This window comes from Mesorhizobium sp. M0306, assembly GCF_040321655.1.
Lineage (GTDB): Bacteria > Pseudomonadota > Alphaproteobacteria > Rhizobiales > Rhizobiaceae > Mesorhizobium.
In genome coordinates this window covers 112,840-132,783 of sequence record NZ_JAMYRY010000015.1, presented here as the reverse complement: position 1 = coordinate 132,783, position 19,944 = coordinate 112,840, and the positions used below count along the sequence as shown (strand labels likewise).

The 19,944-nt window shown below is 58.1% G+C and carries 23 protein-coding genes and 1 pseudogene; 9 read left to right on the top strand and 15 right to left on the bottom strand.

Translation table 11 applies throughout. From position 1 onward, the window contains the following. Positions 1 to 131, top strand: a pseudogene (locus NKI95_RS20790) (IS3 family transposase); the annotation flags it as partial. A gap of 39 nt (positions 132 to 170) precedes the next feature. On the opposite strand, the gene NKI95_RS20785 reads toward NKI95_RS20790, so the two are convergent. The 13 genes from NKI95_RS20785 to NKI95_RS20725 form a co-directional block, all read right to left on the bottom strand. Continuing rightward, a complete protein-coding gene (locus NKI95_RS20785) occupies positions 171 to 392 on the bottom strand; it encodes a hypothetical protein (RefSeq protein ID WP_352719149.1) in 222 nt (73 codons plus the stop codon). 614 nt (positions 393 to 1,006) lie between these two features. After that, positions 1,007 to 1,300, bottom strand: a complete 294-nt coding sequence (locus NKI95_RS20780) for a hypothetical protein (RefSeq protein ID WP_352719148.1) — start codon at positions 1,298 to 1,300, stop codon at positions 1,007 to 1,009. 332 nt (positions 1,301 to 1,632) lie between these two features. After that, positions 1,633 to 2,265: a ribbon-helix-helix domain-containing protein gene (locus NKI95_RS20775; protein ID WP_352719147.1), complete on the bottom strand. Its 633-nt coding sequence runs from the start codon at positions 2,263 to 2,265 to the stop codon at positions 1,633 to 1,635. Positions 2,266 to 2,480: 215 nt separating this feature from the next. After that, the gene (locus tag NKI95_RS20770) at positions 2,481 to 3,074 is read right to left on the bottom strand and encodes a hypothetical protein (RefSeq protein WP_352719146.1); all 594 of its coding nucleotides are present in this window, start codon (positions 3,072 to 3,074) and stop codon (positions 2,481 to 2,483) included. After that, the gene (locus tag NKI95_RS20765; RefSeq protein ID WP_352719145.1) at positions 3,071 to 3,661 is read right to left on the bottom strand and encodes a L,D-transpeptidase; all 591 of its coding nucleotides are present in this window, start codon (positions 3,659 to 3,661) and stop codon (positions 3,071 to 3,073) included. The genes NKI95_RS20770 and NKI95_RS20765 overlap by 4 nt, the downstream gene beginning before the upstream one ends. After that, on the bottom strand, positions 3,645 to 4,808 hold the full coding sequence (locus tag NKI95_RS20760) for a CpaE/TadZ family protein (RefSeq protein ID WP_352719144.1): 1,164 nt from the start codon (positions 4,806 to 4,808) through the stop codon (positions 3,645 to 3,647). The genes NKI95_RS20765 and NKI95_RS20760 overlap by 17 nt, the downstream gene beginning before the upstream one ends. Continuing rightward, entirely contained in the window at positions 4,805 to 5,440 is a 636-nt protein-coding gene (locus NKI95_RS20755) for a TadE/TadG family type IV pilus assembly protein (protein WP_352719143.1), read from the bottom strand. The genes NKI95_RS20760 and NKI95_RS20755 overlap by 4 nt, the downstream gene beginning before the upstream one ends. Before the next feature lie 2 nt (positions 5,441 to 5,442). Continuing rightward, positions 5,443 to 5,913 (bottom strand): TadE/TadG family type IV pilus assembly protein, encoded by a 471-nt coding sequence (locus NKI95_RS20750; protein WP_352719142.1) that lies wholly within the window; start codon positions 5,911 to 5,913, stop codon positions 5,443 to 5,445. A gap of 62 nt (positions 5,914 to 5,975) precedes the next feature. Continuing rightward, positions 5,976 to 7,460, bottom strand: coding sequence for a TadE/TadG family type IV pilus assembly protein (locus tag NKI95_RS20745; protein WP_352719141.1), 1,485 nt, complete (start codon positions 7,458 to 7,460; stop codon positions 5,976 to 5,978). Between the two features lie 73 nt (positions 7,461 to 7,533). Next, positions 7,534 to 7,791: a hypothetical protein gene (locus NKI95_RS20740; protein WP_352719156.1), complete on the bottom strand. Its 258-nt coding sequence runs from the start codon at positions 7,789 to 7,791 to the stop codon at positions 7,534 to 7,536. Positions 7,792 to 7,801: 10 nt separating this feature from the next. Further along, positions 7,802 to 9,247 (bottom strand): type II and III secretion system protein family protein, encoded by a 1,446-nt coding sequence (locus NKI95_RS20735; protein ID WP_502909220.1) that lies wholly within the window; start codon positions 9,245 to 9,247, stop codon positions 7,802 to 7,804. A 54-nt stretch (positions 9,248 to 9,301) separates the two neighbouring features. Further along, positions 9,302 to 10,339 (bottom strand): Flp pilus assembly protein CpaB, encoded by a 1,038-nt coding sequence (cpaB, locus tag NKI95_RS20730; protein ID WP_352719139.1) that lies wholly within the window; start codon positions 10,337 to 10,339, stop codon positions 9,302 to 9,304. Between the two features lie 83 nt (positions 10,340 to 10,422). Beyond that, positions 10,423 to 10,596, bottom strand: coding sequence for a Flp family type IVb pilin (locus NKI95_RS20725; RefSeq protein ID WP_352719138.1), 174 nt, complete (start codon positions 10,594 to 10,596; stop codon positions 10,423 to 10,425). A gap of 539 nt (positions 10,597 to 11,135) precedes the next feature. Between NKI95_RS20725 and NKI95_RS20720 the strand changes: the two genes are divergently transcribed. The 7 genes from NKI95_RS20720 (at position 11,136) to NKI95_RS20690 (ending at position 17,141) form a co-directional block, all read left to right on the top strand. Then, a complete protein-coding gene (locus tag NKI95_RS20720) occupies positions 11,136 to 12,518 on the top strand; it encodes a TadA family conjugal transfer-associated ATPase (protein WP_352719137.1) in 1,383 nt (460 codons plus the stop codon). After that, entirely contained in the window at positions 12,518 to 13,489 is a 972-nt protein-coding gene (locus NKI95_RS20715; protein WP_352719136.1) for a type II secretion system F family protein, read from the top strand. Before NKI95_RS20720 ends, NKI95_RS20715 begins: the two co-directional genes overlap by 1 nt. Positions 13,490 to 13,509: 20 nt before the next feature. Next, positions 13,510 to 14,451 (top strand): type II secretion system F family protein, encoded by a 942-nt coding sequence (locus tag NKI95_RS20710; RefSeq protein ID WP_352719135.1) that lies wholly within the window; start codon positions 13,510 to 13,512, stop codon positions 14,449 to 14,451. 54 nt (positions 14,452 to 14,505) lie between these two features. Next, a complete protein-coding gene (locus tag NKI95_RS20705) occupies positions 14,506 to 15,057 on the top strand; it encodes a tetratricopeptide repeat protein (protein WP_502909219.1) in 552 nt (183 codons plus the stop codon). 9 nt (positions 15,058 to 15,066) lie between these two features. Continuing rightward, complete coding sequence (locus NKI95_RS20700) at positions 15,067 to 15,573, top strand: prepilin peptidase (RefSeq protein WP_352719133.1); 507 nt, start codon at positions 15,067 to 15,069, stop codon at positions 15,571 to 15,573. Positions 15,574 to 15,664: 91 nt separating this feature from the next. Further along, positions 15,665 to 16,492 (top strand): sterol desaturase family protein, encoded by an 828-nt coding sequence (locus NKI95_RS20695; protein ID WP_352719132.1) that lies wholly within the window; start codon positions 15,665 to 15,667, stop codon positions 16,490 to 16,492. A 19-nt stretch (positions 16,493 to 16,511) separates the two neighbouring features. Then, a complete protein-coding gene (locus tag NKI95_RS20690) occupies positions 16,512 to 17,141 on the top strand; it encodes a methyltransferase family protein (protein ID WP_352719131.1) in 630 nt (209 codons plus the stop codon). A gap of 109 nt (positions 17,142 to 17,250) precedes the next feature. Here the strand turns inward: NKI95_RS20690 and NKI95_RS20685 are convergent, their stop codons facing one another. Then, a complete protein-coding gene (locus NKI95_RS20685) occupies positions 17,251 to 17,535 on the bottom strand; it encodes a hypothetical protein (RefSeq protein WP_352719130.1) in 285 nt (94 codons plus the stop codon). Between NKI95_RS20685 and NKI95_RS20680 the strand changes: the two genes are divergently transcribed. Further along, complete coding sequence (locus NKI95_RS20680; RefSeq protein WP_352719129.1) at positions 17,534 to 18,223, top strand: phosphatase PAP2 family protein; 690 nt, start codon at positions 17,534 to 17,536, stop codon at positions 18,221 to 18,223. The two genes, NKI95_RS20685 and NKI95_RS20680, sit on opposite strands and share 2 nt — an antisense overlap. Positions 18,224 to 18,760: 537 nt before the next feature. Here NKI95_RS20680 and NKI95_RS20675 read toward each other — a convergent pair. After that, positions 18,761 to 19,672: a thermonuclease family protein gene (locus NKI95_RS20675; protein WP_352719128.1), complete on the bottom strand. Its 912-nt coding sequence runs from the start codon at positions 19,670 to 19,672 to the stop codon at positions 18,761 to 18,763. Between the last annotated feature and the right edge of the window lie 272 nt (positions 19,673 to 19,944).

Sequence of the window (19,944 nt, the reverse complement as noted above, 5' to 3'; positions counted from 1 at the left end):
CGGCTTATGCCGCCAATCTCACCGCAACGGACGATCGGCTGCGCAACCCCGACCAGCTCCGCCGATCACCCGTTGCTCAACCCGCGCCATACGGCGTAAAACCCGCCGAGGCTCTAACTGCAGCCGGATGAAAATTCAGTGGCAGGTCACCGTAAGGAAGACCGCTAAAATTAATAGCGCCAGCCCTGCTTGAATTCATCGACAAACCATCGCTCCACGTCATCGCGCACTGGAGTGCTACTCCGGAATTTCAGGTGGCCAGGAGACTTCTGCTCAAGCCAGGAAAAGAAGTCGGAAAAATTTGGATTCTCAGGCGCATGAGGAAGTCCGCGCTCCTCAGCCCATTTCGTACAGAAATAGCGAACGGCCTGTTCCGCTTCATCCTTGGTCATGAGGGATGATGACACTCGATCCCACGAACGCAAGTACCTTGCCACACAGCTTCTAGACTAATTATCGGCAGCGACTATGAAGTAGGCCACGACAGCTAATCCTCCAGAGACTGGCGGCCAATGGAGAACAGCATGGAGACCGAACTTGTAGGCGTGCGAACCCAAGGTGCAGCGAACATCAAAGCTGCGGCATCGATGATGGAAATGGGACCCAATGGCCCGTCTGCAGGGTAGCCAATAACTTGCCAAGGCTGCGCTGTTGACGGGCTCAGGTCTCGTATCGAAAGAGCCGTTTGTCGTTTGGCGCAGTCAAGTTCGAACCTGGAGTTTGCGCCGATTTTCTGTTCGGTGACGGTATGATGATCAGCCCGTATGCGCGAGCGGATATCCAGGAGCGCTTAGGCTATTCCAACACGGCAAGCGTTGAGGGCAGAGAGAGTGAGTTTGAAGACGCAGACTTCTCGTCGCAATGTCGCAATGTCGTCTGGGTTCAACGCTCAATCGACCACGCTCAGCAGTGAAATTCGCGGCAAGTGGTCTCAAGACAGTTCCACTGTCTGCGGCAAGCCGGGTGTCAAGATCGCCTTCTGAATCATCGGACGAGGGAACACTCGCTAATTCGAATTGGCGAGCGCGGAGGAATACTGGTTTTTGCCCGCTGTCCTTGCTCGGCCCCTGCCAATGCGATCATTCAGGCCGTCGGAAGGTTCAGCCGATAATTCGCCTCTAGTCAGTGCGGCGACAAGTAAAGAGCAATCGAGTTCCTCAACGAACGGAACCTTCAGGTCGCTTTGAGCTGCCATCCGAAGCGATCTCAGTCTTGCTGTCTTTTCGGTACGTTCGGCATGCTCAGCCTCGGCAATGAGCTTCGCGGAGCGGATAAGCTTTTTATTTTCCAGCCAACACATGTGTTCGATCCTGCGAAATTTCTTCTTGGACGCAGCTTTCCCCGCGGATTCGCGCGGCGATCAGCCCGCTTCGGATCCAATTCCGCTTTTCCGCTCGCCAAGCCTTCTCTGGCGTCAGTACGTCGTCATGCCCTCTCTCTTCGAGGTTGTCGCCCTTCATTGTAATGAATTCGGTTGATTGGCGATGGTAGAATCGGCTCCTGCGGCGTGGGCCGTCGAGCTGGCCATAGCGGTCGGGTCCAAGCGAAGGCGCGCAGACAGTTCCTATTGGCCCGAAATGACACGAAGCATCTTCAGCCCGGATTGAGCCTCGCTCCCCTGAGGCCGCAGCTCTAACCGTTGACGAACGCCATCAGCAACTCCGGTTCGGGTACGGGCGCCCGTACTATATTCAATTGACCTCGATACCGACGTTCGCCGGCCCCGATTACAAAGCCGCTGGCGATCGGTATTTCGCCGGCGTCGAGTTGGGCAAAGATGTCGGCGACATTAAGATCCAGCGCCAGCTTGAGATTTAGTCGTGCATCATTGTTTGCTCCGATCGGCAACTGACGCTTGACCAATTGCTGGAACGAAGCATTGAACGTCAGGATCTTCTTCGATGACGCCAAGGCAAAAGCGGGCGAGGGGCAGGCAAGCAATATGGCATTGATCGTCCTGATCGATGTAAGCTTCCGCAGGACAATGTTTTCATCGGCGAGCCCGTTCATGCAAGCCACCCGTATCGCCGATGTCAGGTTACCAGTGTTGGTCGCACTTTCGGCGATCTCCTCGATCAGCATGCCGATAGTGCATTTCCTACTTTCAGCCATCTGCTTCAGAGATATCCAGAAAGCCTTTTCCAGACGGATGCCGCGGCGTATGCCGCCACGCGCGACCACCCGGAATTCCAGCCCGAAATCCTCTTTCGTGATCGTTAGAAGCAGCCGATCACGATTGGTGGGAGAGGTGGCGATAGCGCTCACTCATGATCTCCTGACGCCTTGATGATCGGCTTCAAAAGGTAACTCAGAGTCGCATTGCGACCCGTCTCGATGTCGACTGAGCACATCATGCCCCGGATGACCGAATAAGTCTTGCCTCCCTTTCGAGCGTCGATTCGTCTGTCGCGACACGCGCGACGCCAAAAGCGGCGGACGATCTTCTCTGGCAAGCATTCCCTACGCTCCCGTATCCCGCTCTAATCGATCTTGCGATAATACACCTTGCCGTCAGGCTGCTCTATGCGCCGGTAGGAGGAGCTTGGGGCAGGAGGCACCGGTGCTGCGCTCCTCCTTTTGGGCGGGCGTGGTGCTTCGCCGATACTGCGTTCGGTCGCTTCTTCACCATCGAGATCGCTGAGCGGCTCCGCCGTGGCGCTGCTCGTCTCCACAAGAGGCTCCGCCACGCTAGAAACGTCGTCGTGGACCAGCGGTAAGTTCTGTTCAATCCGGGCAATGCTGCCGTTGATCTGGCTGAAGCTACCCTGCAGTTGATTGTCCAGTTTTTCGAACCGGCTTTGAAAGCCGTTATTGACGGTGTCGAGCCGGGCCGCAATCCGTTGCTCGAACGATCCGAGCTGTTCCAGCCTCCCTTCGACAGAGCGCAGATCGTTGATGCCGCGGAAGAGATAGACCGCGGCTGTTAAATTTGCGGCTGTGATCAGCAAGGCGCCTGCAGCGACAACGCCGATCATCCTGGCATTGCTCGGTTTCCCAGCGACAGCTTGCTCTATAGGTTGGGTCGCCGGCCCAACGTCGATCGCCGGCATGTCCGGGTCGCTAATCATCGTCATTGGACCACCACCTTTGCACCGACCGAGACGCGCCTGAAAAGATCGATCACATCGGTGTTGGTAAGACGAAAGCATCCCGATGTGCCGTCGAAGCCAACGCCTGAAGGGTCGTTGGTGCCGTGTATGCGATAAAGCGTGTCGTGCCCGTCTCGGGATAAGTAGAGCGCCCGTGCGCCGAGCGGATTGTAGGGGCCGGCCGGCACCATCTCCGGCAGCTCCGGTTGGCGCGCGCGCATTTCTCTCGGTGGGCGCCATTCCGGCCATTCGGTTTTCGCCCCCACTTCAACGGTGCCGGTCCAGCCAAATCCGTCACGCCCGACGCTGATCTGGTAGCGTAGCGCCTCACCCTCTCGGGTCACAAGATAGAGCGCCTTCTCCTGCTTGCGGATAATGATCGTGCCCGGCTGTTCCGCGGTTTGGAAAACAACGAACTTGCGCAGGCTGGGGCCCATGGCTGGCAGCGGCGGCTGGTCCGATAGCGCGGAGCGGGCAGGGGCGCAGTCCCAGGCCGAGGCCCCCAATGCCAGGCCCATGATGCAGGCGCCCGCAAGCGTTGGAACGAAGCGATATTTACCGGGCAATGTCATCGAGCCGCTCTTTGAACATCCGCTTCAGATCCTTGTTGAAGCGTGCCCGCCCGTCCACCTCGGAAGGCATGATGGCTCGGTTCAGCGCATCGGTCAGCAGCGCATTGTCCAAGGCAACCGATTTGATGTGCGGTGCCTTGAATATCTTTTCGAGTTCGCTGCGCGAAAAGTGGTTGCCGAACCATTTGCGTCTGTGCTTGTTGGCGACCAGCGTGATGTTCACGGAATTGCCGCGCAAATCGCGGATCTTCTTGTAGAGCCGCTTGCCCTGCCGCAGCGAGGCGACGTTGAGCTCGAACACGATGAAGATCGCGTCGCTCGTGGAAAGCACAGGATTCTGCCAGGGAGTTTCGATGTTGGGCAGGTCGATGACGATGTCATCGAAGCGATAAGCGACGAGGTCCAGCAGCCGGAACACGAAATCCGCGCCCTGCGGCTCGAATGGCAGTTGCGGCCTTTCGAAGGCGTACAGCGTCAGGCCGGACGGGCGCGAGAGCTTGATAACGTCCATCAGTTCGACATCGAGCCTATCCGGCTGGCCGATGATGCCGGCAAGGTCGAACTGGTTGAAGAGGTTGAGATAGGCGCCACAATTGGCGCTTTGGAAGTCGAGGTCGACGAGGCAGGTCGAAGCTGCACGTTCGGCGGATTTCGAGGCCAGGAAGTCCGCGGCCGACAAAGCGAGCGTCGTGGCGCCGGCGCCGCCGCTAGCGCTGATGAAGGTGATGATGCGGCTCTTGGTGCCCTGGTTGCCGGTGTCGTGAAAGGTGACCGCATTCAGAAGCTCCTTGGCATCGAGTGGTTTGTGCAGCCAGTCCGAGGCGTTCATGCGCACCAGGATGCGCGTCTGTTCGGAGGTCAGCTCGTCTGAAACCGCAATCAGCGGCACGGCCGCCCACAGGGCGCGCCCCTCGACAATGCCGGGCTTGCCAAGCAGATCGCCATTGGCAAGGTCGAGGATTACGATGCCCGGCCGCGTGTCGGGGGTCGGGCCTTTGAGAAAGTCATCCGTTTCGGAAATCCGGACGTCATAGATCGCCAGCGCATCGAGCCGCGTCGCCACGTCATGCTTGAACTGCGAATCCGACGAGAACAGGGCGACCTGCTTTCGTTTGGTTGGGAGAACCTTGGTGTTGATAGCGTTCATGGTGATGTGCTCTTCAGGTCTTCGCCCGTAACCGTGCTTAGCATGGACGGCATGGTGACGTTCGCAAAGCCCATCAGCCCTTGCAGAAAGAAGAACTGAAAGGTCACGTTTTGAAGACTTACGGTGATTGTCGGCACCGGTCCGCCCAGCCGGGTCTGATAGCTCAAGCCAGTCGCGCTGTAGGTGACCACCACGTTGTCGCGGCGCAAGCGCGGAAAGAAATGGCACATCCCGGGCCGCTGATTTGCTGCGAGTGGGGGACAGGCATCATCGTTGGTGTTTGCCGTGTCCCCGCGGAAGACACGGCTGAAGTTGGCGGCATTGAATGCGCCCCCGTTGGTGCAAGCCCCTGTGCCAGCAGTATATGTGCAGACGAAGGGGCCATATGCCGCGGCAACGACTGGCGCACCCGGTGTCGTCGTCGGCGCCGCAGTCGCAAGGGCCGTCGCAATGGGGTCTGAAATCGAGGCCATCCGGGCGCCGAGCTGGACCGCCTTGGTAGCAGCGTTCCATTGGTAGAAGGCGTGAGCGAAATCGACGAAACCGAGGACAAGGGCAAACAGCAGCGTCGAAACGATGGTCATTTCGACCATCGCCGCGCCGTCGTCCGATTCCGCAAAACACTTGATCATGATCAGAACCGGATCAGCCGCTCCTCGTGAGAGCCGTTCAGCGTGATCGGGCCGATGCCGATGATCGATAGCATGCCGACCCCGCTATAAGCCAAGGTACCCGCAGCCGTGACGATACAGACCTGCGCGGTGGTTGATCGATATTGGGCGACGCCGGCGACCACAGCGTCATGGCAGGAACCGGCGGCAGCGATTGTCACCGTCACATTCGATTTCTGCCAGCCGCTGACGCGTGCACTGCCTGTTCCCGCCGCATTGCCGAACACAGCGATATTTGCAGCAATGTCGGCGCAGTTGATCGCCGCAAGCCCCGCTTGTGTATACAATTGGCTGTTGCAGCGCGCGGCGAAGCGGCTTGCATCTGAAAGCCCGGCTTCCATCAGGAGTTTTTCGTGAATCAGATTGCCGAACTCGAACACGCCACCCGCCAAAATCAGCATCAGCGGCGTGATCAGCGTCATTTCGATGAGCACTGCACCGCGCTGGTCGCATCGAAATCTATCGAGATGACGCAATAGCGTTCCAATCATCGCCATCACCGGTAAAGCTGAGCTTCGTCGCGGAGGAAATTGTCTAGCGTGCCCTGGCCGCCACCCCCAGTAACGTCAACCAATTCAACCATCACGGATGCGTCTTCCGATGGCGACGCAACCGGTTCAGTGAGTAAAAAGCTTCCAAAAGCTTCCACCGGCAGATCCGTGCTGTGGCCGGACAGATCGCTACCGGCAGCTTGAAGTGCATTGCAGTTCAGGATCGCGCCGTAAATCAACCGACGGTCAACCGTCGTGACAGGGGGTTGGCAAACTGCCGACGGCGTTCCGATCTCTCCACCGGTCGACGCCGTGCCTACCAACCCGGCCGATATTTCGTAACGGTAGACCTGATAGCGCGTCGGCTTGGTCGTATTCCATGAAGATGGGTAGGCAGCGGAACCAAAGTTGGTGCTCCAGTAACCTGAGAAATTCCAATTTCCATCGCCCATCCGGCCGCCGAGGTATGGAGTGGTCGCGTCGCGTGGAAGGCCCATTGTTCCAGCTTCGGTGAATGAAAGTTGGTTCATGGAAGGACATTGGTTTGCGCTTCCTCGGGTCTTGATTGCCCCTTTGCGGACGTTCGCGGCTGGACCGTATTCAGGACTATCGAAATGGTTGCCGCTTGCCGCAATGCCGAAACGAACATTGAAGGCGTCTTGCACTGGGCCGGCGTTTTGGCCAGTCTTCGTGCTAACGCTGGCGGAACTGTAGCAACCAACCGGCCTTGATGTTGCAATCGTCTGAGCGAGAGCTTGAGCACCGTTCCCCACACCGGCCGGAGGTTCGAGGAAGCCGAAGTTACCAGGACCAGCGGCAGCCCCGTTTCCGACCTTCCTCAGTTCGATCAGTCGACGATGGACAGCCGGATTTGCGATGGCTTGCTCAAGTGTGTATCCGCCCGCTGCATTCGTCCCGTTCACCGTCTCGTAGGGGTTGCACATAAAGACCGGCGTGAAATCGCAGACGCCGGAGGTGAAGCCCGCCACAGCGACTGCGCCGACATTGAAACTGTTGCTGGCGCCGGATGACAAGAAGGAAGCCGGGAAGATTGCGGCAAACCCGACCGGGGTTACAGTGACTTCAACAAAACGGGCAAGTTTGGCGTCATTCAGCTCGTCGGTGATCACATTGGCGGGCACAATGGGGAGATTGTCGGTGGCCGGCAACGAGCGAAGATATCGGCGTGTTACTCCGGCGGAAGCGAGCGTTTGAGGAGGGCCGGCGGTCGAGAAGGTGTATCGATTGCTTACCAGCGTAGCGATCGCCCTGTCAGCACGGCTGATAGAGTTCGACGTCCCATCCAGCTCAGCCGCGCCTGCCAGCGCAAACGCATCAGCCCCCTTCTGCAGATCGTTATGCAGATTGTTGACCCGGCTCATGTCGATCACCAGCAGAGAAAATCCGATGATCGCCGGCAGCATGACGCTGACCAGTATCAGCGCTATTCCCCTCTGATCGTGCCAGAACGCGCGAATAATACGCAGCATGGCCTTGCTCTTTTGCTTCTTGACGCCAGGATCCCTCGTTTACCTGACGCGCCGATCCTTCCGTTCAATCCGCTCAGTCTTTCGGCGTCCCGACATTGACCGTGATCGCCGGCGGCGGCGGCGGTGGCGGTGGGAACCTGTAACTCTGGGCCAGAGCAGCAGCGCGCGCGCCATCGCCCTCAATAGCGGTTTTTTTCGATGCCGGATTGAGAGGGTCGACCGTTTGCAGAAGCGAATTGTATTTCTGGGTGTCGCCCGCGGCCAATGTCACCGTGTCGTAGCGGTTCAGATAGTCCGCGCAGCCCGTCAGCCCGCTGGCGCACAAAAGCATGATCAACACCCTATTTCTTGACATAGATCATCTTGTCCTTGGATTTCAGGTCGAGCATGTGGCCATAGGGGCCGACGACGCCTTCGCCCAGTTCATATTTGCGCACCATGTCCTTGGTTACTTCCAATTGGCCGAGCACGAAAAATTCGGGGTCGTTGGCCGGCCGTGTCTTGTCGAATGGGGTCGCCAGTTGCTCGCCGGGTTTCACCGGGCGAACGATGTGCGGGGTGACGATGACGACCAGTTCGGTCTCTTCCTTCTGATTGCTTGAATTGTGGAACAGCGCGCCGACAATCGGCACTTGGCCCAGCCATGGTACCTGCCTCTGGATTTTGGTATTCTTGCTGGACAAGAGCCCGCCGACGGCGAAACTCTGACCGTCGCGCAACTCGACGACGGTCGCCAGCTTGCGGGTGGTGAAGATCGGGTCGCCGGCCGGCGTGAAGCCGTTCAGGTCGCTTACCTCCGGCGCTAGCTCGATATGGATCTTGTCGTCGTCGAGTACGATTGGCGTGAACTGCAGATTCACGCCGAACTGCTTGTACACAATGTTGATCTGGCCATCGCTGTTGAGGCTGCGGATGGGTACTTCGCCGCCGGCGTTGAAGCTGGCCGACTCGCCGGAAAGTGTGGTGAGATTGGGCTCGGCCAACATGCGCACGACACCCTTTGCCTCAAGCGCCTCGATGATCAGATCGACCTTGATGTTGCTGTCGATGACGCGAGTGATCAGCGCGGCGAATGGATTGGTGTTCGACAGCAGGCCAGTGAGCAGACCGCCCGGTCCGAGCACCACGTTATCTTCATCGACGGCGGCAATGCCTGTTCCAGTTCGGGTCGTTCCGCTGTTGTTCGTGCTCCGGATCGACACACCAAGGTCGCGACCGGCATTGCGCTTGGCCTCAAGCACGCGCACTTCCAGATTAACTTGCTGGCTGTCATCAACGGTAACGGCATTGATAATCGCGTCGGGACCGTATTGCTGGGCCACTTCCAGGATCGACGCCAGCGTGGCGCCGTCCTTCACATGCCCGCCAAGCCGGACCTTGCCATTGACCGAACCGATATCGATCCGCGATCTGGGCGCTACCTGCCGAATTGCCTGCGCCATATCATTGACGTCGACGCCCACCTCGATCTGGATTACGCCAAGCGAGCGCTTGTCTTCGGAAAAGAGATTGACGGTGGTGGTACCGGCGCCCTTGGCAATGACGTAGAGCGTCTTGTCTGTCATCGGCTGGGCATCTGCGATCTTCTCGTCGGCGACGACGATATCGCCAAGAGTGGCGTTCACCTCGATCGTCACTGATTGCGACATGGGCAGGAAGATACGATGGACCTTTGGGTTCGACACGTCTATGCGGCGATCGGCTGCCGCAGCCTCAAGGCCGATCGGCAGTAATATCACCGAACAGGCCAGCGCGGCGGCTGCCAGTGTTTTCCGGACCGTTCGCATCTGCATTCCCCCTTTTGGCGACTCTTCGGACGCTCATTATCCCATATACCAGAACTATCTTTGTCGCGGTACGTCATATGTTTCGAGCTTCACGCCCCGAAAAACGCCGATAGTCGCACGGGCCGACGGCTCCGGCTGCACATATTTGATCACTTCCTTAACGACCTCTTGCGCTTCGGGTGCCGAGGTCACGGCCGGAGCAGGCTTTGCTTTGCTCAAGTCGTCGAGCCGGCTCCCGACCTGTTCGACGGCCCGCGTCAGGCCATTGATCTTGTCGTCCGCGCGCTTGCGCTCGGCTGCCGCAGCAGCATCGGCCGTCGCCTGCCTGGCGAGTTCGGCCTGCCTGGCTGCGACATCGGCCGGCGTTTCGCCGGTCAGGTCGGAAAGCGTGATGCGTTGGGTGATCTCGTCCTTGCCGGCTGCTGCCTGGCGAAGCGCCAGCGACAACTGGCCTGCGCCGGCGGCCAGCGTCAGCTTCTGGGCGTCCTTGGTGCTAGCCTCGACGGTCACCGATTTCACCACCGTCGGGCTGTCCGTGCTTTCATCGGCGACCTGGTCGACGGCGAGCACCTTCATGCTCTGCAACAGCACGTCGACGAAACTCTGGTCCGCACCTCCAGGATTGCGCACAGTGCGTGTCAGGAGCACATCGACCCGATCACCTGGGAAAACGAATCCTGCGACGCCGAGCACATCGTTGACTCTGATGGAAACAGCTTTCATGCCTTCGCCGAGCACCGCCGAAAGAGTGGCGCGCTGGCCGGGGCCGGTAATCTTGGTGGCGAGAACGGGTTCATTGGCGCCGATCGCCTGCAGCGCCTGCTTTGTGCCTTCGCCAGCGAGTAGATCTTTTGTCGTCTTGAAAGCACCGGCCGGAACCGCGCCGGCCGGCCATGTGATTTCACGCAGCTTGTCGGCCGACAGCGTGTCGCCGAATTTCAAAGACACGGCCGCCACCACAATGGTGTCGCGCGGCACGTCCGTCTTCGCCATAGCGCTGCGTTGACTGGTCAGCCAGATATTGGCGAGAACCACTGCGAGCACGCCGAATACGCCGGCGAGAACGATCATAATGACAGTGTTTGCACGCACTTTCTTTCCCCGCCAGACTCCTTCACCCACCGCCTGGATCGACGCCGGGAGACCTCCTGGCGTCGATGATGACAATCAAGATATCACGGCAGCGCCGCCTGGAGCGTTGTCCACTGGCCGGTAACCCAGCCACCGACAAGAATGATGGTGGCGATCACTGCGACAGTGATGATGCCGAGCAGGATGGTATATTCGACCATGGCAGCGCCGTGTTCGTCGTCGCGAAACTGCCGGGTCATCGTCATGAGCCTTTTCATGCCAATTTCTCCCTTTAGAGGTTCAAACCCTGACGAGACGAGCCAAGGATGAAATCGCATACCTGAGCATCCTCCGTCGACTTAATCCTAGGGGCCGATAAAAAGCAGAGTCAAATAAGTTAAGGTTCTTTAACTTCTTTACACCTGTGCCTTGCCTGATCTGGCAATAACGTTTCGAGGTTTTGTCTATAGGCAAGATGTTGATTCTGCCTGCTTTTCGCCTATCCATAACCACCCATTCACAATTTCGCTGCGTCTGTGGCAGAAGCGAGGCGATATTAGCGGATAGGCATATGCCATTATATCCAAGGGCTTGCCGGAGCCCGAAAGGGGCCATCGTGGCCAAAAAGACACAGGGGAATGTTTTGGCAGGCCCTTGTATACTTTCGGCAGGACGCCTCCTTCGAATAGATGAGACGTTTTTTTGACCTAAGTGTTAACTGTGCAAGAGCATTGAGTTCGTGGAAGTGCTTGGTGCTGCCGTCTTGCGGGGTTGACGTTTAGGTTCCCCCAACGCGTGTCCAAGGGGGTAGCGCAAAATGCTGGGCCGATTCACGAAAGGGCCAAGCGAGCCGCGGGTCGAGCCGAAGCTCGATCCGATCGTGCCGGCAGTCCCCGCACTCTCCCGTTCTGCGGACTTCGGATCGCCGGGGGATGATTTCCTCACGCTCAAGGTCGAACTCCACCGCCACTTGATTGACCGCTTCAACCTGACCGCCCTTGAAAGTGCGTCCAAGGAGGAAATTCTGAACGAGATCCGCCCGATCGTGCGGGAATTCGTTCGTGCTCGCAACGTGCCGCTTAACGCCCGCGAACTTGACCAATTGACCAGCGACACCGCTGACGAGATGCTCGGGCTGGGTCCAATCGAGCCGTTGCTCAAGGATGATTCGATTTCCGATATTCTGATCAACACCCACAAGCGAGTCTTCATAGAGCGGCGTGGCGTCATAGAGGAGACGGCGATCCGCTTTCGCGATGAAGCCCATCTGCTACGTGTCATCAACAAGATCGTTTCGGCTATCGGCCGGCGCGTCGATGAATCGGCGCCAATGGTCGATGCGCGGCTGGAAGATGGGTCGCGAGTCAACATAGCGGTGCGGCCGATCTCGGTGGATGGCCCGCTGGTCTCGATTCGCAAGTTCTCCAAGAACCCCTATTCGCTCGAACGCCTGATGGCGTTTAATTCGATCCGCCAGCCGATGGTCGACCTGTTGCGCATTGCCGTGCAGGCCCGCAAGTCGATCCTGGTTTCGGGCGGCACAGGCAGCGGCAAGACGACCCTGCTCAATGCCCTGTCGAGCTACATCCCAGCCAGGGAGCGCCTGATCACCATCGAGGACGCAGCGGAACTTCAACTGCAGCAGCCGCATGTGGGCCGTCTCGAGACGCGTCCGCCCAATGTTGAGGGAAAGGGCGAAGTTCGCCAGCGCGAATTGCTGAAAAACGCGCTTCGCATGCGGCCGGACCGCATCATCGTCGGCGAGGTGCGCGGCGAGGAAGCCTTCGACATGCTGCAGGCTATGAACACCGGCCATGAAGGTTCAATGACCACCATTCATGCCAACACGCCCCGGGATGCGATATCGCGATTGGAACAGATGGTCGGTATGGCTGGCATGCCGATGAGCCACGATTCAATACGGGCTCAGATTGCCTCGGCCATCGACGTCATTGTGCAGACGCAACGGCTTTCCGATGGTGGAAGGCGGGTTGTTTCCATATCAGAACTCACCGGTATGGAAGGCAATGTCGTACAGGTTCAGGAGCTTTACCATTTCGTCCGCCGCGATGTGACTGCCGAGGGCCAGATCGTTGGGGAATTTCGTGCGACCGGCATTCGTCCGCGCTTTGCCCAGGAAGCGGCGACCCTTGGCCATCAGTTCGCCAAGGACGCGTTCAACCCACAGGTTCCGCTCTAATGCCGACCGGCCAGACATTGCTCTACTTCATCTATGTACTGGCGGCTGCGTCGCTCATCCTCGCAGCCGAGGCTCTGTATGTGACTTACTCCAAGCGGCACTCAACGGTCAGCACGATCAACCGTCGGCTGAAGCGGCTCGCCGATGACGCTCCGGCCGAACAGACTTTGCAGCGATTGCTGCGAGAACGTGGGCTTACCAGCTCTGGCGATTTTCTTTTCAATGCTGTTGGCCTGAACAGGCTGTACACCCAATCTGGCGTTACCGGGAATCCGCTGTCGTTCGTCGCGACATTTACTCTCGGTGGACTGGCCCTGGCACTGGTATTTGCGTTCCTGCTGCACTTCTCCGCCGTGGTTTCGTTTATCGTCTTTCTGCTCATCGGATTCGTCCTGCCGTTTCTGGTTCTCCGTCGCGCGCGCGCCAGGCGAATCCAGAAATTCGCGAAGCAATTGCCGGATGCCCTTGAGATGATCGTGCGTTCGCTGCGTGCCGGTCATCCGACTTCCGTGGCTATAAGCCTTGTCGCACGAGAAATGCCTGATCCACTGGGCACCGAATTCGGCATTGTTTCCGACGAGATCACCTTTGGCCTCAGCCTTGAAAACGCGGTGCGAAAACTCTCGCAGCGCGTCGGTTTCGAAGGTCTGCATTTGCTGTCGGTGTCGCTGTCGATTCAGGCCAAGACCGGCGGCAACCTTACCGAAATTCTGTCGAATCTCTCAGTGGTGCTGCGTGAAAGGCACAAACTTAGGCTGAAGATTAGGGCGCTCTCTGCCGAGGGGCGAATGTCCGCGTGGATCATTTCCCTGTTTCCTCTTTTGATGCTCGCCATCCTCACGGGCCTGGCCCCCAGCTACTACGGTGATGTGTGGGGCAGCCCCTTGATCATGCCTGTATTCCTGGTTTTCGGGCTCTGGGCGCTGCTCGGCGACTTCATCATGTACCGTATGGTCAATTTCGATTTTTGAGGGAGCGGAGCTATAGAGTTGTGACCCAGGATCTGAGTCTGCTGGTGTCCATTGCCGTCTTCCTGGCGGCCGTAGCGCTTTTCCTGGTTGGCGCGCTCGTCTTCTTGCCGGCGCTGCAGACGAGGAAACTGGTTGCGCAAAGCCTGATGGCAGAGGGCATTCCCGACCGCCGCTCGCTTTTGGGCCAGGAAGAACTGGCCAAGATTTCAGCACAGCGGCCGGTCGACGCCTACTTCAGATCGATCGAAAAGGAACGCGACGAGCCCAGCGCGCTGGACGCAAAACTATTTCGCGCCGGCTTCTATCAGTCAAGCGCGCCATTGATCTATACTCTGTCGCGCCTTGGCGCGGTCTGTCTTGGCTTTTCCGCGACGTACGCGCTCCTGTCGCGGATATTGCCACCCGAACTTCCCGGTCTTGTCGCCTTTGCAGGCTCTGCCCTGCTTGGGCTGGGATGCATCGTCATTCCGAGCATCGCTCTCGATCGGTTCGAAAAGGGACAAAAGCAGATCTATCGTCGCGGCTTTCCGGATTTCATGGACATGATGATCACCTGCGCCGATGCCGGCATGAGCCTCGAAGCGGCTGTCGAGCGTGTCGGCAGCGAACTGGCTGGCACCCATAGATGGCTCGGCATCCAACTCGCGATCATGAATCTTCAGTTGCGCGCGGGCAAGCCGTTGCGCGAGGCCCTGCGCGAACTATCCGACCGCGTTGGACTGGAGGAGGCGCGCGCGCTGGCCGTGCTGTTCCGTCAATCCGAAGAGCTCGGTACCAGTTTGACGGATGCCTTGCGCGTCTACAGTGACGAAATGCGGGGACAAAGAATTCTCTTCGCCGAGGAGCGCGCCAATGCTTTGCCTGTCAAGATGATGATACCGCTGGGGCTATGCATCTTTCCTGTTGTGATGATGGTCGTGATGCTTCCGGTGATCATTCGAATGAAGGGCATTTTCTTCTAGACAGGGATGTGCTTTGGTCTGGGGGCGGGATCGGAAAGATCCCTGGGGGATAAAATGACAAGGCCAATGTGGCTCGTTGCCGCTGCCAGTTTGCTGGTTGTCGTGCTTTCCGGTTGTCAGTCGAATGCGACGGACCCAACGGGAGTTGTCCGCACTAATGAGCCGGCGAAAGTGGAGCTTACTGCCTTCGGCGATGCCTTCGACGGACTGAAGACGGTCAGCGACGTCGAATATTATGCCTCCGACCAGGCCGTTGCCGAAGCCAAGAACCAGTTCCGCTCGGAAAATTATGGCAATGCCGGCGCCCTGTTCTACAAGGCGACGCAACTTGCCCCCAACGATGGTGTCGCATGGCTGGGCCTGGCCGCCTGCAGCGACCGCATCCACCGCTTCGATCTCGCCGACAGGGCTTATGGCCAGGCCTTCCGACTGATTGGGCCTACGCCCGAATATTACAACAATGTCGGCTATTCCTATCTGCTGCGCGGCAAGCTGCAGGACGCGCGCAGCAATTTCCTTAAAGCATACGAACTGGCTCCCAACGATCCGACCGTCGCCAACAATTTGCGGCTCCTGTCGTCCAGCGTGAAGAATCTCGAACGGTAAGGCGCTAGCATGTTGCTTGCCGGAGCGCTGCTGATGAAGGGGCTAGCGGTTTCTTTGCTGGCAAGGATTGCATGGCTCGACTTCACGACCCAAAAAATATCTAACCGCGACGTGCTGCTGCTTTTGTGTCTTGGGCTGGGTTCGCTGCAGTTTATGTCGATCCTGACCGGGTCGTGGTGGGACATGGGCCTGAGCGCGCTTGCCGCACTTCTGCTGTTCGTTGCGCTTTTCCCATTCTGGGCCATGCGCAAGGTGGGCGCCGGCGATGTCAAGCTGATGGCGGTGGTTTCGTTTCTGATCGGCGGCAGCGGGCTCCTGGTGCTTTCCGTGCTGTTGCTGGTCTTCGCGCTTGCGACTGCGTTAGTCGTGAAGAACCCCTTCATGCTGCCCGAAGGCGCCTTCCGCCTCTACGTTCAGCATCTGGGTCGCAATGGCATCGTCCCCTTCGGCGTGCCGATCTCGATCGCTGCTATCTGCACGCTAGGGCTTCAGATTTATGGCAACGCACGGTTCTAGGCGGGCTCTCAGTCTGACATGTTTGGCGCGCAAACTAACTTTCAATCAAGCTGTGAAAAACCATTAGCTTGCGCTCAAATTGGCGAAGTGCTTGGATTACGTCTTGCCGGCGGGACGCCGTATGGACATTCTGAATATCAAAGCGCTCTTGATTGCGGTTCTGATCTTCGTTCCGATCGAATACCTGTTCGCTCTGCGCCCCCATCAAAAGATATTCAGGAAAGCCTTCTTCAACGATCTCATCTATGCGCTGTTTAATGGGATCCCGATAAGCCTTGGCCTGATCGCGGCTATCACGCTAGCAACGAGTACGGTGGGGCGGCTGGTGCCGGCCTACGTCGGCAGCGCAGTATCGTCGCAGCCTGTTTGGCTCCAGGTGTCGGAGATCATTGTCATTGCGGACATGGGCTTTTACCTGGCCCACCGCACCTTTCACGCCGTTCCCTTTTTGTGGCGCTTCCATTCGATTCATCACAGCATTGAAGAACTGGACTGGTTGGCAGCGCACAGGGTTCACCCTGTTGATCAGGCTCTGACAAAGAGCGCGTCACTCGTGCCTGTATATCTACTGGGTTTCAGCAACTCGGCGATCGCCCTGTTTGCAATAATTTTTCACGTCCACGGACTTTTGCTACACGCCAACGTCAGGCTGAACATCGGCCCGCTTCGGTGGTTGATCGCGTCACCCCAGTTCCATCATTGGCATCACGCTCACGAGCGCGCCGCATACGACAAGAACTTCGCGGGTCAACTTTCATTGATCGATGCGCTCCTCGGAACGATGTACCTGCCCGGTAACGCTGTCCCGGAGCGCTATGGCGTCGATGATCCGATTCCATCAACTTACGTCGAGCAACTCGTCTATCCAGTGATCCCGAAGGCCAGAATCAATGAAGCTCCCTCCACCAGAGATACGTGATTTCATCGGGCGTGCAGCGATGACGCTTTACTTCACGGTCTGTGCGACTTTGAAAGCCGCAACATTTTTGGTAGCTCTTGCCCGCGCAGAATGGACAGTTGCGTGGATTATCGATCTCACCGCAGATGTCGCCGCTCTCGGCTTTCTCCTGCTCGTCATTGTGATGACAGTGGCGCGTCTTCCGCCCTTGGGAACAGCGCACGGAATTGAACCCCGCATCTCTGCGCTCATCGGATGCTTTGCCACTGCAACTTTGATCGCGGTCCCTCGCATCCAGGCAGCTCCGCAGATCGAGTTTGTTGCGGACCTGACCACCATAGTTGGTTTCGCTCTTTGCATCTTGTGCCTGTGGTGGCTCGGCAGATCCTTCAGCATCACTGCGCAGGCCAGACGGCTCGTCACGGCAGGCCCTTACCAGATCGTGCGCCACCCGCTCTACGTCTGCGAAGCGATCGTCCTGCTCGGCATTCTTCTCGGCAATGCGACATGGGCGACCGTCGCAATCTGCGCCATTGCTCTCGCTTTCCAATATCGGCGGCTAGTGAACGAGGAGAGGGTCTTGCGAGCAGCGTTCCCCGAATACAAAGCCTATGGGCAGACCACGCCAATGCTCATTCCATCTTTATCCTCATTGTGTTGGTGGCAGTGACTGTGCCCCATGCTCATCGGCAGTCTACGGATGTAAGGGCGTGCCTGGTGATCTTGCACGGCGCCCTTAGGAATGCTTCATTCGCTGACCTGGGTGTTGTAACTCGAACTCACTTAGTAATTATTGCCTTGGTCACAGCTCTTTTCGGGCTGATTGACATTTTTTGGTTGCCATTTTCTACAGTCGATTTTTCACCGAGCAACTGGATTGACCTAAGCAAGGTGGCCCTTGTACTCAGCGCATCTTGGATGGCATCCGCAATTGCGCTCCATAGATTGAGATCTGACACAAGCCCAATCGCCAGCGTAATCAAATATCTTTGTGGCTGCTTGAGAATCGTAGTCGTTTCCGCAGCAGCATTCATTCCGCTCGCCATTTCAACCACCGTCTTCATGTATCTGGCGTCGGCCACCTCAAGGCCGCTGGCGGACCCGGTTCTAGCTTCTATCGATTCCGGCCTCGGTTTCGACTGGCAGTGGTTCCTTGCCACGACCAACCACCCGACTACAGCATCCGTCCTGGTTTTTGCTTATCACGCGCTGGCGTTTCAAATGCCGCTCGTTTTGTTAGTCCACGCGGTGAGAAACCAACGAGAACGAGCACTGGAGTTTGTCGCTCTTCTAGCAGTTGCCTCGGTCTTCACGGGCGCATTAATGGCTTTGGCGCCAGCAGAAGGCGCTTATGCCTATTTCAAGCCGGCGCCCGGGCTATTTTCGAACTTCACCACTGATGCCGGAATGTGGCACCATAATGTGCTTATGGCGCTGCGATCAGGCGAGCCGTTTGATCTAATTATGACTAAAGGCACAGGGCTCGTCACGTTCCCGTCGTTCCACACGGCACTTGGATTGGCAGTGGTCTATGCCGCGCGGACCATCCGGCCACTTTTTGTCGTGTTGGCCCTGGTGAATGCCGCCATGATTGTGGCCACGCTGCCGGAAGGCGGTCATCATTTGATAGATGTGATCGCCGGCACAATCATCGGCATTCTCTCCATCATTGTAGTCAAGATTCCTAGCTATGTGCCCGGAAAGGCCGACGGCGTTGCGAGATCAGCCGCGGGATCGGACGCGGGCCGCTGAGCGGGGCGTTGCCCTCCGGCTGCCTGGCAATGACGCCGCGGCGGCGAGGCACAAAGGGGGCCGCAGAGAGCTGGCGTTGGCCCGAAACGTTTGCTGCCGACGTGCTCCGGTATCCCCAGTCATCATCCGCCGCGGTTTCGACCATGCTTTATCGCCAAATCAACATGGAATGAGCGTGACGCGTCGAAATACCTGATGGCTGGCCGACGTCCTTCAGGCGGCGCCCAACCCCGCAGACCCCGTTTGGATAATTTTTGCTCCGGTGTCTTCTCTGGTTCTGCCTTCAACGCCTGAATCCGGTCGCAAGTGCTGGGAACGCGCTTGGCAGCGCCCAGCACAAAACAAGTCTGCGACGTAGACGTTTCCGCCATCCCGATGCTTTGCGCACAGAGTTTTATCCTTGACCTGTTCAAGGAGGCGTTTCTCGATAGTCATGGGTGCGAGCTGCGAGCAAGATGGCCAGTCATTGTTGGCGGTCGCGCCGAAATAGGATTGCGATCAACGAAACGGGGAGAAAACTCATCCGCCAAGCTTTCGTTATCGCTTTGATCTTCGCCATCCGGCCGCACGAGCTTCGGCTTCGGAGCAAAACCACTTCTCGCCCCTCGCTTTGGAAATCTTGGTTACGGTGTAAAACTTCTGCCCAGGCAGATGATAGATGCGCTCGCCGTCCGCTGAGATATTGCCTTTGATGTTGCAGCCGGAATTGCCAAGCGCGAAAACGGGCGCGCTGGTTTGCTGTTCTGTGGCTGTATGCTGTGCTCGCCAATCCCACGGCTTCTGAAATGTTCCGGCCCACAGGCCGAGCTTCGCCGCTTGGGCATTCGCCTGCAGTCCTGCATAGGCACCGTGGCTGTAGCGAGGCCAGTCAAGCGCCTGGCCGTTCTCGACCTGCCAACCGGCAACGTCAGAGCCGTCAGCACGCGCACAGCTGCCAACATAACGGCCAAAGCGATCCCAACTCACAAACGTGCATTGGACCGGCTTTGACGACGAGAGGAAGCCGTCCAGCGCTTCAGCGGAGCGACGGCCGCATGCATATTCGAAGCCTTTGGCGTCATGGCAATATTGCTGGCTCTCGGGCGCGTCTATGCCATTAAATCGGATAAGGTGGCCATGGATCTCGATCGTGTCGCCGTCGATGACCGAAGCTACCCCGGCGATCGGGGCCGTCGTAGGTCCGATCGAGTTGGAGAGGTTGGTCTCGGGGAGGCGATCGCTGTGCTGGAGGACGAACTGCGTGATCAAGGCGGCCAGGGCGGCTACCGTCACTAAGACGAGCCGCTTCGGAACGCCCGCCAGTTGGCGGGCACGCCGGAGCTTTGCTCCAGTGCGCCGGCGCCATTGATCGGAGCGATTGTCGTACCGAGACCTGTCCAAGACCGTTTCACTCGCACCCAACGCCATCGTGATCGCGGTCGGGCCTGTTGGAATCACTGCCAGTGACATTTACCAGACCGGCCACGACCGGATTGTTTCCCTTGCCGCCTCCGAGTCCAAATCACCGCCGCCGCGCCGCGATGGCTGCGTCGGGGCGACCGAAAACGCCTACAAAATTGATTGACGATCGCAGCGGCGCGCGCCGCCGCCTTCGATATATTGTTGCTGTTCGGATTGAACGGGTCAACGGTCTGTAAAAGCATATTGGGGTGGTACGCATCGCCGCCGCGAGCGTCACCGTATCGTAGTGATTCAAGTAGTCGGGCGTGCAGCCCGAGAAA